This is a genomic window from Bacillus sp. AR8-1 (assembly GCF_008042345.1).
GTDB classification, from domain to species: domain Bacteria; phylum Bacillota; class Bacilli; order Bacillales; family Bacillaceae_G; genus Bacillus_A; species Bacillus_A cereus.
Genome location: NZ_QNUB01000050.1, coordinates 1 through 14,671, shown reverse-complemented (window position 1 = coordinate 14,671; position 14,671 = coordinate 1). Strand labels below are relative to the sequence as shown.

The following is a 14,671-nucleotide window of genomic DNA, read 5'->3' as shown; positions in this document are numbered from 1 at the left end:
GTTTCAGCGACTTTTATAATTTAACATTTCTCATTAAATCTGTCAACAACTTTTTTCTTTCGTTCCTGACGACGCTTATTAATTTACCATATTAATCATTTAATAGTCAACACTTTTTAAAAAAATGCCAAAATAATTTTATCTTGGCATGATATAAAGCTTAATAATCACTAATGCCGCCACACCTGGTAGGCCTAATAAACTCGTTATTGCCGCTGTACCCATGTTAATTGGGATATGAAAATCAAAATATGTCCCTACAACATTTACGATAAAAAGCAATGCTATGCCTAGAGTAACATGAAAAATCACCTTTCCTATAAAACGTAATGGCTTAGAGGCAACACCAAAAACAAGAAAAATAAACACTAAAGTAAGAATGCCAACAATAATAATTGTAGAATTCATTTTTTCCTCCTTATGAATGACCTATACATCTATTTGTATGGGACAAGACAATAAAAAAGAACAGTTATCATAAACGGCATCTCTTTCATATAAACCTAATAAAACAACACCTCAGCATTTAACAAATAAAATAAAAAGGCCTGCTCAGAAAGCAGAACCCTTTACCATTGTTCCATTTTTACAGGACGACGCTTTGCTTCTTTCAACAAGAAGAAATATTTCGCCTCTGCTATTTTCAAAGAACAAATGACATCTTGAGATGGTTCTACACTTTGTTCGACCATTCTCTTCTGACGTAACCACTCATTCTTCACTTTTTCCAAAAGTACAATTAACTTATCATCATACTCTTTACGCAATTTACCCTTTTTTTGAAAGAACATTTTTGTTTCTCCTCTTATACTTCTCTGCGACCTTCTAATGCTTTCGATAGTGTCACTTCATCTGCATATTCTAAATCTCCACCAACTGGCAGACCATGTGCAATACGAGTTACTTTAATGCCTGTAGGTTTTAAGAGGCGGGAGATATACATCGCTGTAGCTTCCCCTTCAATATTAGGGTTTGTTGCTAATATTACTTCTTGTACCGTTTCATCATGTAGTCGCTTTAAGAGTTGCGGGATATTAATGTCTTCCGGTCCAATTCCCTCCATAGGAGAAATCGCACCACGTAACACGTGATATACACCTTGATACTCTTTCATTTTTTCCATCGCGATTACATCTTTCGGTTCTTGCACGACACAAACAACTGATTGATCTCGATGCGAATCATTACAAATATAACAAGGATCACGATCAGTAATATGTCCACATACAGAACAATACGCTAAATCTCGCTTCGCATTTACAAGTGCTTTCGCAAAACCTAACACATCATCTTCTTTCATATCTAATACGAAAAATGCCAATCGAACCGCTGTTTTCGGTCCGATACCTGGCAACTTCATAAAACTATCGATTAGTTTTGATATTGGTTCTGGATAATGCATGTATCAATATCCTCCTAGAACATTCCACCTGGTAAGTTTAAGCCTTTTGTAAATTTACCCATCGTAGAGTTTGATAGCTCATCAGCCTTTTTAAGTGCATCATTTGTTGCAGCTAACACTAAGTCTTGTAACATTTCGATATCCTCTGGATCTACAACCTCTTCTTTAATCTTCACTTCAAGAATTTGCTTGTGACCATTTGCAATAACTGTAATCATTCCGCCGCCAGCTGTACCTTCAACTGTTTTTTCACCAAGCTCTTCTTGTGCTTTCGCCATGTCTTTTTGCATCTTTTGCATTTGTTTCATCATGTTATTCATATTTCCCATTCCGCCACGCATCATAATTAATTCCTCCTAATTATTATTACTCTTTTATTTCAATGAGTTCTTGTCCTACTAATTTCACTGCCTCTTCTATAAGAGGGTCTTCCTTTTTCTCCGGGCTTTCTTCAGACTCTCCACCTTCACGTTGTAAAAAGTCTTCACGGATTTTACCCCATTCACTTTTTGGAATGGCAATCATATTTAACCTTTTACTTAGCAATTCAAATAAAGCTTGTTCTACTGTATCCATAGCTTCTCGATTTTCGCTCGCCATCTTACAGTGAATCTCATATTGAAATGCTAAAACGTAAGTGTCATCTGAAGCTGCCACTGGTTCGCTATTTTCTAGTAGAACAGCAAACGCTACTTTGTTATATGATTTGAGTCTTCCTAACAACTCACCCCATACAGCTTTTAATTGTTCTAAATCTTGACGCTTCGCTTGTTTTAATACTTCATTTACACGCCCGACAGGAATCTTCATACTTCCTGTTCGTACGGGTTTTGGTGTTGCACGTGTCTCTCTTACTTCCTGTTGTACACCAGCTGGCACACCGTTCTTTTTGACTTGCTCTAACTCTTTCTCCAATTGCTGCATCCTGTTCATAATTGCTTGCAAACGATCAGTACCGTTTGCTTGCATCATAAACTGTTGACACAATTGCACCATAACAACTTCTAAGAAAATACGCGGATGATTTGTCCACTTCATTTCCTGTTGTCCCTTACTAAGGGTATGAATAATCTCATAGATCACTTCCGGTTGCATTTCTTCACTCAACTTACGGAATTGATCATCTACAATTACTCGTTCCAACATATGTTCTAGTTGCGGTGAAGTTTGATATAAAAGCATATCACGATAATAGTAAATGAAATCCTCCATAAAACGAACTGGATCCTTCCCTTTACTCATCATTTCATCTATGATCTGTAATGCTCTTGATACATCATTTTCACGTATGCATTCTACTAAATTGCCTAAGTATTGCTGAGAAACAGATCCTGTTACGGCCAATACATCTTCTGTCGTAACAATCTCATCACTATAAGATATAGCCTGATCAATAAGACTAAGCGCGTCACGCATACCACCTTCAGCAGCACGGGCAACAATTTGTAATGCTTCATCTTCCACTTGCGTACCTTCGTTTGTCACAACCGTTGATAATCTCTCAACAATATCATTCACTGATATTTTTCGGAATTCAAAACGCTGACAACGCGAAATAATTGTAGGCGGGATCTTATGAGGTTCTGTTGTCGCCAAAATAAAGATAACATGTCCTGGCGGCTCTTCTAAGGTTTTTAAAAGCGCATTGAATGCACCCATAGAAAGCATGTGAACTTCATCAATAATGTATACTTTATATTCTACAGCACTTGGAGCATATTTTACTTTATCTCTAATATCTCGAATTTCATCTACACCGTTATTTGAAGCCGCATCAATTTCTAATACATCTGAAATGGATCCTTGTGTAATTCCTAAACAAGAAGGACATTCATTACAAGGTTCAGCTACCGGAGCATGTTCACAGTTAATTGCTTTTGCAAATACTTTTGCAATTGTCGTTTTTCCTGTTCCCCTAGGACCAGAAAATAAATAAGCATGTGAAACTTTCTCTTGAAGAAGGGCATTTTGCAACGTTTTTGTCACGTGCTTTTGACCGACTACATCTTCGAACTTTTGCGGTCTCCATGTTCGGTATAACGCTTGGTATGACACGAAAATACGGCCTCCCTCAAAGGTTATTATCTCATTTATTATAACCCATTCTGTTTATAGATTCCAAAAGTTATTTTCTATACAAAAAACTCACCTTTGTATTAAGGTGAGTTTTGTATACATATATAACTGCCGTGCACCCTCCGTCGATTACGTACCATAAGCGTTACTCAAGCAGTTAGCTCGGTTCAGGCACTCCTGCGGCACACGAGAAGACCCGCTTATTGCTGCTTCCTTCCGGACCTGACAAGGTTCACGAGGTCCCGTTGCGCAGGACCCAAACGTCAACACCACTTACTTAAGGCAGACCTTACAGCAACATAACCTCGAGAGGGGATTCGGCCTCGCTAGAGCGGATTGCGAGTATAGGGCACCGCTACCTCCCCGCTTAGCACGGCAAAGTTAAAACCAATATTCGGTTGCCTTCATTAAAGGCATTATCAGTATAACTTGTTTCTTTATAAAATGCAAATACGTTAGTTCCCAGTATTTTTCTCTAATTTTTTTATCGCTTTTCTTTTTTTACGAAGCTCTCTAAAAAAGTTTGTTAACAACGTACCGCATTCTTCCTCTAATACACCAGATACTACTTCACATTGATGATTGAAGCGTTCATCTGTTAAAAGATTCATTAATGTCCCTGCACACCCGCCCTTCGGATCACTTGCACCATATACAACTCGCTTCACTCGTGATAAAACAATTCCACCCGCACACATTGGACAAGGTTCTAATGTTACATACAATATTGCATCTTCTAAACGCCATGTCCCTAATTTTTTACACGCCTCATCTATCGCTAGCAACTCAGCATGAGCTATTGATCTTTGCTCAGTTTCCCTTAAATTATGGGCAACACTAATTACCTCACCATCTAACACTATAACTGCTCCAATTGGCACTTCCTGTATTTCCTCTGCCTTTTTGGCTTCTTCTATCGCTAATTGCATAAAATAAATATCTTGATCTTGTTCCATAACATAGTCCTTTCATTACAAATAAAGTACACTTATTTCCATTTACTACACAGGGGATAACTTTTATATATTCAATCCACCCTAAAAGAAAAAAGAGAGGGGATTACATATGAAAAATACCGCCTTGCTCATTATCGATATGATTAATGACTTTCAATTTTCCCACGGACCCATTCTAGCTCAAAAATGTGAGACTATCACAAACCCTATTTTACAATTAAAGAAAAAAATGAAATCCTTCGGCTATCCTATAATTTACGTTAATGACCATTATCAACTTTGGAGATCTGATATCGACCAACTTATTACTCATTGCACAAATAAATATAGCGAAAATATAATCCATAAAATTGCTCCAAATTCTGATGATTACATTTTTATTAAACCACATTATTCCGCTTTTTATGAAACACCTTTAAATTCATTACTAGGTTATTTAAAAATAGAAAATCTAATATTAACAGGAGTTGCCGGAAATATATGTATCCTATTTACAGCTAATGATGCCCATATGAGAAATTATACATTGTATGTACCACAGGATTGTATCGCCTCTAACAACGACCAAGATAATATACATGCTTTAAAAATAATGGAAACTACATTGAAAGCAAATATAACATCGTCATCCAAAATAAAATTTAATTAATACATATATCTATTTTCTAACTTTTTATATCAAATTAACCCGCTCGCTTCCCTCTTGTGCTACAATAATTCTGTTTTGTGTTTTTAGTAGTCACGGTAAATCACTGATTGAAAGGAGGAAACAGCGTGACCGGAGTACCATTTATCACGGTTGAAGGACCAATTGGTGTTGGAAAAACTTCACTTGCGAAGGAAATTTCAACTCACATGCAACTCCACTTACTAAAAGAGATTGTTGATGAAAATCCCTTTTTAGGAAAGTTCTATGAAGACATCGACGAATGGAGTTTTCAAACAGAGATGTTCTTTCTTTGTAATAGATACAAACAATTAGAAGATATTAACATAAAGTATTTGAATCAAAGGAAACCAGTAGTAGCGGATTACCATATCTTTAAAAATTTAATTTTTGCATCCCGCACATTAAAAGACTCTCAATATGACAAGTACATGCAAATTTATCGTATCCTTACACAAGATATGCCTGTGCCAAACGTCATTGTTTATTTAACAGCTAGCCTAGAAACATTGCAAAAACGAATCGCCATGCGCGGAAGAGAATTTGAAAAAAACATGGATCCAAATTACTTACTACAGCTCACAAAAGATTATGAAACAGCAATGGATGCTTTTAAAAAAGATCATCCGGAAATACCAGTATTGAAATTTAATGGAGACGATATGGATTTTGTAAAAAATCCTGATGATTTAAACGTCATCCTATCTGCCCTTCAAAATACTCTCTTAAAGGAGTCGAAATAATAATGAATTTAAGGCAAAAATATGATATACCCAATGACGCAGTAATCACTATCGCCGGAACGGTAGGTGTGGGTAAATCAACTATGACAACTGCATTAGCTAATGCTTTAGGTTATCGCACATCATTTGAAAAAGTAGATTCCAATCCATACTTGGACAAGTTCTATGCGGACTTCACTCGCTGGAGCTTCCACCTACAAGTGTACTTTTTAGCAGAACGATTTAAGGAACAAAAAAGAATTTTTGAATACGGTGGCGGTTTTGTTCAAGATCGTTCTATTTACGAAGACACTGGAATTTTCGCAAAGATGCATCATGAAAAAGGTACGATGACGGAAACTGATTATGAAACATACAAAGGATTATTTGACGCTATGGTCATGACTCCTTACTTCCCTCATCCAGACTTATTAATTTACTTAGAAGGTTCTTTCGATGATATTGTCGATCGTATTCAAGAACGCGGACGCCCAATGGAACAGCAAACGCCAATTGAGTACTGGAAAGAAATGCATGGACGTTATGAAAACTGGATTAACAACTTTAATTCATGCCCTGTATTACGCTTAAATATTAATGAGTACGATATTTTAAAAGATGGGGATTCAATCGAACCAATCATTAAAAAAATTGGCCATTTTTTAAAACAAACACGTAAACTTGTAAAATAAAAAACCCGTGCATATGCACGGGTTTTCCTATTAAATTACTTCTTCTTTGTTGGAGCAATAATTTCACTCTCAGGTTTTCCTGCGTTAATACGCTGACGAACAGTACTTGTACTAATATCGTATGCTTCAGCAATCTCTTTAACAGTCATTTCTTTCCCATTAATTACTGCCGTTAATACTTTACCTGTACGTTTTGGAGCCGCTTCTTTCTTTACAGCTGCTTTTTTAACTTGTTTTGGCACCTCTACTTTATTCGTAGCTGGTTTTACATCACAAGTACAACCACAAAGTTTACGGAATGTATCATCACTAATAATGCGTGATACGTTTGCACCACTGTTTAAAATTCTATTGTTCTTACAGACAGGACATTGTACATAATATAAAGTTTTTCCATCTAAAGGAAACGTTTGTATAATAAGATCCATGTTGACTCCTTTCATATCCATGAAGATAATCATCGGAATATGAGTGTGTAATAAGGACAAAATTACCTTACACCATACTTTATGATTGGTTTTAAAATAAAAACTCGTTACGTGTTGGTAACGAGTTCTCCAATCTCCACTTATATGCGCTGTTGTCAATTATATCTGGAGGAGGTAGAGGGATTCGAACCCCCGCGCGACTCTCGCCGCCTGTCGGTTTTCAAGACCGATCCCTTCAGCCAGACTTGGGTATACCTCCATATTGACATCAAATATAATATCAAAAGAAAAACAGTTAGTCAACCCTACTAAAATAAATTATGAGGAAAGGAAAATTTTACTTTCCCCTTCCTACATTACAGTACTGACAACGCTCATAATTACCAATCACTCATACCGATGAATGTTTAAATTTACTTAATAACTGTTTTTCCTCCCATATAAGGGCGAAGAACTTCTGGAATTATAATTGTACCATCTTCTTGTTGGTAGTTCTCTAAAATAGCTGCAACCGTACGTCCAATTGCAAGACCAGATCCATTTAATGTATGGACATGTTCTGGTTTTCCATTTGGCTCACGGCGGAAACGGATATTTGCACGTCTCGCTTGGAAAGCTTCAAAATTACTACAAGAAGAAATTTCACGATATGTGCCATAGCTTGGAATCCATACTTCAATATCGTATTTCTTCGCTGCTGTAAATCCTAAATCGCCTGTGCACATGCTCATAACGCGATATGGCAACTCTAATAATTGTAACACGCGTTCTGCATCATTTGTTAATTTTTCTAACTCTTCATAAGAATCTTCTGGTTTTACGAACTTCACAAGCTCTACTTTATTGAACTGATGCTGGCGAATTAAACCGCGTGTATCGCGACCAGCTGAACCTGCTTCAGAGCGGAAGCAAGAGCTAAATGCAGCATATCTTATAGGCAATTGCTCTTTATTTAAAATCTCATCACGATGCATATTCGTTACAGGTACTTCAGCTGTTGGAATTAAGAAATAATCTTCACTTTCAATACGGAATGCATCTTCTTCAAACTTTGGAAGTTGTCCTGTTCCTGTCATACTTGCACGGTTTACCATATATGGAGGTAATACTTCTTCATATCCATGCTCATCAGTATGAAGATCAAGCATAAAGCTAATTAAAGCACGCTCTAATCTTGCACCAGCACCTTTGTAAAATACGAAGCGGCTTCCTGTTACTTTCCCAGCGCGTTCAAAATCTAAAATTCCTAAATCAGTAGCAAGATCCCAATGTGGTTTTGGTTCAAAAGTAAATTCTTTTACTTCTCCCCAAGTACGCGCTACTACATTATCATCCTCTGTTTCACCGACTGGAGCAGACTCATGAGGGATATTTGGAATAGATAACATTAATCTTTCTAAGTCTTCTTCAACTGTGCGAAGTTCGTTATCAAAATCCTTTACTTTTTCTCCAACCTCACGCATTTCTAAAATTAGAGCTTCTGCATCTTTCTTTTCGCGCTTTAATACAGAGATTTGTTGAGACACTTCATTACGTTTACTTTTTAATTCTTCTGTCTGAACAAGTAGTTCTCTTCTTCTCGTATCAAGTTCTTCAAAACGTCCGAAATCAGTTAAATCTTCACCTCTATGCTGTAATTTCGCTTTTACTTCTTCAAAGTTTGTACGTAAAAATTTAATATCAAGCATTATATACTCCTCCTTTTATTTTATAAAACACAAAAAACTCCCGTCCCTATATAAAGGGACGGGAGTTAACCCGCGTTGCCACCCTAGTTGAAAGCATTACCACTTTCCTCTCAAGTAGAAATAACGGCTCTTCACCGGGAATGCTTACTAATCCAAAAGATGTTCCACATTCCATTCCAGGATGGATTCACAAACTGTTTCTATCGATTTCCACCAACCATCGACTCTCTATAAGAAACAACATTTGTTACTATTTCCTATCAACACGCTTATTTTATAAAATTGTTACCATCAATTTACTATAATCTTATACAAGTTGCAAGTTACTTATACAACTTTTTTCATTTTCGCTTCTTTTACCATTTCAACAAAGTATGCTGTTACACGATGATCATCTGTTAATTCCGGATGGAATGAAGCAGCTAAAAACTGATCTTGTCTTACCGCTACCATTCGGTCACCATGCTTAGAAAGCACTTCAACATTATCAGCTACTTCTACAACATACGGCGCACGGATAAATACACCAACGAAGCCTTCACCCACGCCTTCAATTGAAAGCGCAGCTTCAAAACTATCCTTTTGGCGTCCGAACGCATTGCGCTCAACTGTAATATCCATAGCACCAATATGTGCTTCTTCATAGCCAATAAGTGTTTTCGCAAGAAGAATCATCCCTGCACATGTACCAAACATTGGTTTACCAGACTTTGCAAATGTGCGAAGTGGTTCCATGAAAGCATACTTATCAATAAGACGGCGCATTGTTGTACTTTCACCGCCTGGTAAAATAAGACCATCAATCTCTTCAAGTTGCTCTATACGCTTTACAACAACAGCTTCTGCACCACTTGCTTCAACTGATTTTACATGTTCACGAACTGCACCTTGAAGACCTAGTACACCGATTTTCACCATTTTAAAGTTCTCCTTTAATTACCATCCACGCTCTTGCATGCGTTGTTCTGGTAATAACGTTGAAATTTCGATACCCTTCATTGCATTACCTAATCCTTTAGAAAGACTTGCAATTAGTTCGTAATCTTCATAATGAGTCGTTGCTTCAACAATTGCACGTGCAAATCTCTCTGGGTTTTCTGATTTGAAGATACCAGATCCAACAAATACCCCATCAGCACCAAGTTGCATCATTAATGCAGCATCTGCTGGCGTTGCTATACCACCTGCCGCAAAGTTTACAACTGGTAAGCGACCAAGACGTTTAATTTCAAGTAATACTTCGTAAGGAGCACCAGTATTTTTTGCATATGTCATTAACTCATCTTCACGTAGACTCGCAACTTGACGGATTTCTGCATTGACTTGGCGCATATGACGCACTGCCTCTACAATGTTTCCTGTTCCTGGTTCACCTTTTGTACGAAGCATAGATGCACCTTCTGCAATACGACGTGCAGCTTCTCCGATATCACGGCAACCACATACAAATGGAACTGTGTAATCACGTTTATTTAAATGGTATACTTCATCAGCAGGAGTTAATACTTCACTCTCATCGATATAGTCTACCCCTAATGATTCTAATACACGTGCTTCTACAAGGTGACCGATACGGCATTTTGCCATAACCGGAATTGACACTGCACCCATAACTTCTTCAACGATTGTTGGGTCTGCCATACGAGAAACGCCACCTGCTGCACGAATGTCTGCTGGTACACGCTCTAATGCCATAACGGCAACTGCGCCTGCCTCTTCTGCAATTTTTGCTTGTTCAGCGTTAATTACGTCCATAATAACGCCGCCTTTTTGCATTTCTGCCATTCCACGTTTTACACGCTCTGTCCCTGTTACATTTGTCATGTACAAAAACCCCCCTAGGTGAATTGCTTTCCCCCGTTAAAGGCGAAAATTAAGAATACTCTTACATTCTACCACTAACTATCAGATGCTTGTCTACTACTTTTTCATAAAGTCGGTATGAAAAATAGGAATAAAAAAAAAGCCCCTACCATGAGGAGCTTCTAAAACCAACCTTTTACTGTATCAACAGCACTATTCCACATACCACTAAAGAATGAACCAATTCCGCGCATAGCACGAGTAAACCAGTTTGCTTCTTCTACTTCAGATGTTGTTACAAGATCCACTTGCAACGACTTACCAGTTAAAAATCCAGGGTCGTTTGTATCTTTTGGCGTAATTACCATTTGACCAAGCGCAGCTCCCTTTTTAATAGGTGCTTCTTGTCCCTTACTTGATTCTTTTAATTCTGTTTTATAAACATCTTTACTTCCTTTTGGCACTGGAAGTGAAATAGCTTGTTTCGTTTGAACTGCTACATCTTTATCTTTCGCATTTTCTACTCTTACTGTTTCTTGTCCTTTTACTGAAGAACCTTTTTTATACATTTGTTTCACTTCAAAGTTAGCAAATCCATAATCATATAGCTTCTTTGTTTCATCAAAACGTGCTGTATGAGAACTTGTTTTAATAACTACAGAAATAAAACGCATACCGTTTCTTTCAACCGTACCAGTGAAGCAATCTCCTGCTTCTGGAGTTGAGCCTGTTTTCAGACCATCTACGCCATCATATTCTTTAACTAAGCCCTTTAACATCCAGTTCCAGTTTGACATTGCAAACTTCTCTTTTTCTGGACGGAATTCTTTTTTAGGAATTTTTGCTGTATCTAACACTTTTGGATAATCTTTAATTAAATGTTGTGCTAAAGTTGCAACATCCTTTGCAGACATTTTATTTTCTTCATCTGCTGTTGTTCCTTCAGGGTGCATTCCCTTTAAATCTTTATTCGTTAAACCTGTAGAATTGACAAATTTATAATTTTTCAACCCTAGTTCTTTCGATTTATCATTCATCATTTTTACGAAATCTACTTCTTTACCTGCAATTGCTTCTGCTAATGCAATTGTTGCACCATTTGCAGAAAAGATTGCCATTGCCTCATATAACTCTTTTACTGTATAAGAGCCACCATTTTCTAATGCAACATTTGATAATGAAGCATCTTGTGAAACCTTATATGCATATTCAGAAACCTTAATTTTCTGATCCCACTTAAGTTTTCCTTTATCCACTGCTTCGTGAACTAAATATTCACTCATCATCTTTGTCATACTAGCAATGGATAATAATTCATCTGCATTCTTTTGATATAAAATTTTCCCAGAATTCGCTTCTACTAAAATTGCCGCGCCTGCTTCAATGTTTAAAGCGGCTCCTGTTTCAGCTGATGCATTGCTATATGGCATAAAAATGCTACAAGCTAGTGTAAGCACTGTTACCAAAGCAATGAATCTCTTGCAAAACATACCTTTCACTTTTGCTACCCCCAATATCTATGTACTCACATAACCGTTATTCTAACATAATCAAAAAAAAATAGACAGAGATATCAAATCTCTGTCTATTTGTATATAAGACATTATAATGAGTAGTTTGGAGCCTCTTTTGTAATTTGTACGTGATGAGGATGACTTTCACGTAAGCCTGCACCTGACATACGAATGAATTGTGCATTTTCGCGTAAGAATTCTAAATCCTGTGCTCCGCAATATCCCATACCTGCACGTAAGCCACCAACTAATTGGTGAACTGTATCTGCTAAAGGTCCTTTATATGGTACTCGTCCTTCAATACCTTCTGGAACAAGTTTTTTATTTCCTTCTTGGAAGTAACGATCTTTACTTCCTTTTTCCATCGCACCGACAGAACCCATACCACGATACACTTTAAATTGACGACCTTGGTAAATTTCAGTTTCTCCAGGACTTTCGGCAACACCAGCAAACATACTACCTAGCATAACAACATGTGCTCCTGCTGCTAAAGCTTTAACCATATCACCAGAGTACTTAACACCCCCATCAGCAATAACTGGAATACCGTGTTTACGAGCTTCGGTTGCACAATCATAAACTGCTGTTAATTGTGGTACACCAACACCAGCTACAACACGTGTTGTACAAATAGAACCTGGTCCAATACCAACTTTAACTACGTTTGCACCAGCTTCAATTAATGCTTTCGTTGCTTCAGCTGTAGCAACATTTCCAGCGATAATATTTAATGATGGATATTTAGCACGAACTTCTTTTACCTTATCAATAACGCCTTTAGAATGCCCATGAGCTGTATCAAGTACAATTGCATCTACACTAGCTTTTACTAATGCATCAATACGAAGCATAGCATCAGCTGTTACACCAACTGCCGCTCCAACTAATAAGCGTCCTTGCTTATCTTTAGCAGAGTTTGGGAATTCAATTACTTTTTCAATATCTTTTATTGTAATCAGCCCTTGTAATACACCGTTATTATCAACAAGAGGGAGTTTTTCAATTTTATACTTTTGTAGGATCTTTTCAGCTTCTTCCAGTGTAGTACCAACTGGAGCTGTAATTAATTGTTCTTTTGTCATTACGTCAGAAATTTTGATTGAGTAGTCTTGGATGAAGCGCATATCACGGTTTGTAATAATACCAACTAATTTTCGCTCATCTAAATTATTTACAACCGGTACACCTGAGATACGATATTTTCCCATAAGATGTTCTGCATCATATACTTGATGTTCTGGAGTTAAGAAGAAAGGATCTGAAATAACGCCGCTTTCAGAGCGCTTTACTTTATCAACTTGCTCTGCTTGTTGCTCAATAGACATATTCTTATGAATAATTCCTAAACCACCTTGGCGAGCCATTGCAATAGCCATGTCAGCTTCTGTTACTGTATCCATTCCTGCACTAATTAACGGGATGTTTAGCTGTAAGCTTTCAGATAAAACTGTTTTAACACTTACTTCTCTTGGTAATATATCTGACCTAGCTGGTACAAGTAATACATCATCAAAAGTCAAACCTTCTTTAACAAATTTAGATTCCCACATAATTGTTCCCCCTATGATACCAGAAATTATTATTAGTAGCTTATCAATTGGTTAAAATACTGTCAAGGACGTATATATATGTTAGAATTTTTAGACAATAAAAGGAGCGTAATATATGCATCAAACATCTTGCACTTGGCAGCAGTTAAGTTTCTTTTTTTCATCTCAAAACGTACAACGTTATCTTGCCCGTTGTTATGAAAAATCCTCTATTCAGGATGCCGAAAAAAAAAGTTTTGAAAATTGTTATCCCTTTATTTATTACTTAGAACACGGGAAAAATTATTATGAATTATATAAGACAGCTCCATTTTCCATTCAACCAATGTTGTTATTTTATGGAATTAGCCAACTTTTTAAAGCATGTCTACTAACCATTGATCCTAACTATCCTGAATCCACTACTGTTTTAGCTCATGGCGTTACAACTCGCAAACGAAAAAAACAAGGGTATCAATTTTTAGAAGATGAGGTGAAGGTACAAAAAAACGGATTGTTTACTCATGTTGCAGAACAACTGTTTCACATGAAACACTTAGAAGCAGAAAAATTTAACATGTTAGAACTAATGGGAAATATTCCAGAATTACAAAATCTGCTCCGCTATAGTCAAAAAGGATCAACTTTATATAAAATCGATTCAACAATTAAAAATGAGCTCTCCTTTTCAGTCAACCTACTAGATCGATTACATATGACTAAAGAGAGATTTTCTCGCTACATTGAAACATCTTGTAAGCATTTATCAATGCAACATGTACCTGAGAAAACTAATGAATCGAATTTACTTTTTACGGCGCCAATTCAATCATGGAATCCTATGTACAGTACTCCTTTATACTATGAATATCTTACTAATACTTATTATTTACCACTTACAACTGATCCTAGAAATCCTAAACCAGTATTACCCGAACTCCTCGTTCATTATTTATTGCTCTATAATTTAAGCATGATTTCTAGGTATGAAACAGATTGGTGGTATGACTTACTTGGAAGCTATGGCTCTGAAGATTATCCATTTATTTATCAATTTCTTAATATTTCTGCTCAAAAAATCCCTTACTATATTTCATCATTTTTACTAACAGAACCTAACCTATTTCATGGGAAATAAAAAAAACACAAGTCAAAAGACTTGTGTTTTTAATTGCTTGGCGACGTCCTACT

At 36.7% G+C, this 14,671-nt stretch carries 16 protein-coding genes, 1 tRNA gene, 1 other RNA gene and 1 other annotated feature; of the genes, 4 read left to right on the top strand and 14 right to left on the bottom strand.

Going from position 1 to position 14,671, the window contains the following annotated elements; genetic code table 11:
• Positions 1 to 138: 138 nt before the first annotated feature.
• The 7 genes from DN400_RS25555 to tadA form a co-directional block, all read right to left on the bottom strand.
• On the bottom strand, positions 139 to 408 hold the full coding sequence (locus DN400_RS25555) for a pro-sigmaK processing inhibitor BofA family protein (RefSeq protein ID WP_001089273.1): 270 nt from the start codon (positions 406 to 408) through the stop codon (positions 139 to 141).
• Positions 409 to 569: 161 nt separating this feature from the next.
• Complete coding sequence (locus tag DN400_RS25550; protein ID WP_000466019.1) at positions 570 to 791, bottom strand: YaaL family protein; 222 nt, start codon at positions 789 to 791, stop codon at positions 570 to 572.
• Between the two features lie 14 nt (positions 792 to 805).
• Positions 806 to 1,402 carry a recombination protein RecR gene (gene recR, locus DN400_RS25545; RefSeq protein WP_000559169.1) on the bottom strand — a complete coding sequence of 199 codons (597 nt, stop codon included), beginning with the start codon at positions 1,400 to 1,402 and terminating at the stop codon, positions 806 to 808.
• A gap of 14 nt (positions 1,403 to 1,416) precedes the next feature.
• A complete protein-coding gene (locus DN400_RS25540) occupies positions 1,417 to 1,743 on the bottom strand; it encodes a YbaB/EbfC family nucleoid-associated protein (protein ID WP_014894853.1) in 327 nt (108 codons plus the stop codon).
• Positions 1,744 to 1,768: 25 nt separating this feature from the next.
• A complete protein-coding gene (dnaX, locus tag DN400_RS25535; protein ID WP_000121561.1) occupies positions 1,769 to 3,457 on the bottom strand; it encodes a DNA polymerase III subunit gamma/tau in 1,689 nt (562 codons plus the stop codon).
• A 132-nt stretch (positions 3,458 to 3,589) separates the two neighbouring features.
• Positions 3,590 to 3,854: signal recognition particle sRNA large type (ffs, locus tag DN400_RS25530), an RNA gene on the bottom strand.
• Between the two features lie 79 nt (positions 3,855 to 3,933).
• Complete coding sequence (tadA, locus tag DN400_RS25525) at positions 3,934 to 4,434, bottom strand: tRNA adenosine(34) deaminase TadA (protein WP_097997727.1); 501 nt, start codon at positions 4,432 to 4,434, stop codon at positions 3,934 to 3,936.
• 109 nt (positions 4,435 to 4,543) lie between these two features.
• Here tadA and DN400_RS25520 point away from each other — a divergent pair, with 109 nt between their 5' ends.
• The 3 genes from DN400_RS25520 to DN400_RS25510 all read left to right on the top strand — a co-directional run bounded on the left by DN400_RS25520 (position 4,544) and on the right by DN400_RS25510 (position 6,515).
• Positions 4,544 to 5,083, top strand: a complete 540-nt coding sequence (locus tag DN400_RS25520) for a cysteine hydrolase family protein (RefSeq protein ID WP_000798736.1) — start codon at positions 4,544 to 4,546, stop codon at positions 5,081 to 5,083.
• Positions 5,084 to 5,208: 125 nt separating this feature from the next.
• Complete coding sequence (locus tag DN400_RS25515; RefSeq protein ID WP_000148218.1) at positions 5,209 to 5,844, top strand: deoxynucleoside kinase; 636 nt, start codon at positions 5,209 to 5,211, stop codon at positions 5,842 to 5,844.
• Positions 5,845 to 5,846: 2 nt separating this feature from the next.
• On the top strand, positions 5,847 to 6,515 hold the full coding sequence (locus tag DN400_RS25510) for a deoxynucleoside kinase (protein ID WP_001053585.1): 669 nt from the start codon (positions 5,847 to 5,849) through the stop codon (positions 6,513 to 6,515).
• A 35-nt stretch (positions 6,516 to 6,550) separates the two neighbouring features.
• On the opposite strand, the gene DN400_RS25505 is transcribed toward DN400_RS25510, so the two are convergent.
• The 7 genes from DN400_RS25505 to guaB all read right to left on the bottom strand — a co-directional run bounded on the left by DN400_RS25505 (position 6,551) and on the right by guaB (position 13,501).
• A complete protein-coding gene (locus tag DN400_RS25505; RefSeq protein ID WP_000364192.1) occupies positions 6,551 to 6,943 on the bottom strand; it encodes a sigma factor-like helix-turn-helix DNA-binding protein in 393 nt (130 codons plus the stop codon).
• Between the two features lie 166 nt (positions 6,944 to 7,109).
• Positions 7,110 to 7,202: transfer RNA gene (locus DN400_RS25500), tRNA-Ser, on the bottom strand.
• A 154-nt stretch (positions 7,203 to 7,356) separates the two neighbouring features.
• Positions 7,357 to 8,631 carry a serine--tRNA ligase gene (gene serS, locus DN400_RS25495; RefSeq protein ID WP_000884174.1) on the bottom strand — a complete coding sequence of 425 codons (1,275 nt, stop codon included), beginning with the start codon at positions 8,629 to 8,631 and terminating at the stop codon, positions 7,357 to 7,359.
• A 51-nt stretch (positions 8,632 to 8,682) separates the two neighbouring features.
• Positions 8,683 to 8,904, bottom strand: a binding site (T-box leader).
• A 54-nt stretch (positions 8,905 to 8,958) separates the two neighbouring features.
• Complete coding sequence (pdxT, locus tag DN400_RS25490; protein WP_065228310.1) at positions 8,959 to 9,549, bottom strand: pyridoxal 5'-phosphate synthase glutaminase subunit PdxT; 591 nt, start codon at positions 9,547 to 9,549, stop codon at positions 8,959 to 8,961.
• Positions 9,550 to 9,567: 18 nt separating this feature from the next.
• Positions 9,568 to 10,455, bottom strand: coding sequence for a pyridoxal 5'-phosphate synthase lyase subunit PdxS (gene pdxS, locus DN400_RS25485; RefSeq protein ID WP_000186154.1), 888 nt, complete (start codon positions 10,453 to 10,455; stop codon positions 9,568 to 9,570).
• 161 nt (positions 10,456 to 10,616) lie between these two features.
• Positions 10,617 to 11,924 carry a D-alanyl-D-alanine carboxypeptidase DacA gene (gene dacA, locus DN400_RS25480; protein ID WP_125653127.1) on the bottom strand — a complete coding sequence of 436 codons (1,308 nt, stop codon included), beginning with the start codon at positions 11,922 to 11,924 and terminating at the stop codon, positions 10,617 to 10,619.
• Positions 11,925 to 12,037: 113 nt separating this feature from the next.
• The gene (guaB, locus tag DN400_RS25475; RefSeq protein ID WP_000264089.1) at positions 12,038 to 13,501 is read right to left on the bottom strand and encodes an IMP dehydrogenase; all 1,464 of its coding nucleotides are present in this window, start codon (positions 13,499 to 13,501) and stop codon (positions 12,038 to 12,040) included.
• A gap of 115 nt (positions 13,502 to 13,616) precedes the next feature.
• Between guaB and DN400_RS25470 the strand changes: the two genes are divergently transcribed.
• The gene (locus tag DN400_RS25470) at positions 13,617 to 14,618 is read left to right on the top strand and encodes a YaaC family protein (protein WP_000554294.1); all 1,002 of its coding nucleotides are present in this window, start codon (positions 13,617 to 13,619) and stop codon (positions 14,616 to 14,618) included.
• The last annotated feature ends 53 nt before the right edge of the window (positions 14,619 to 14,671 follow it).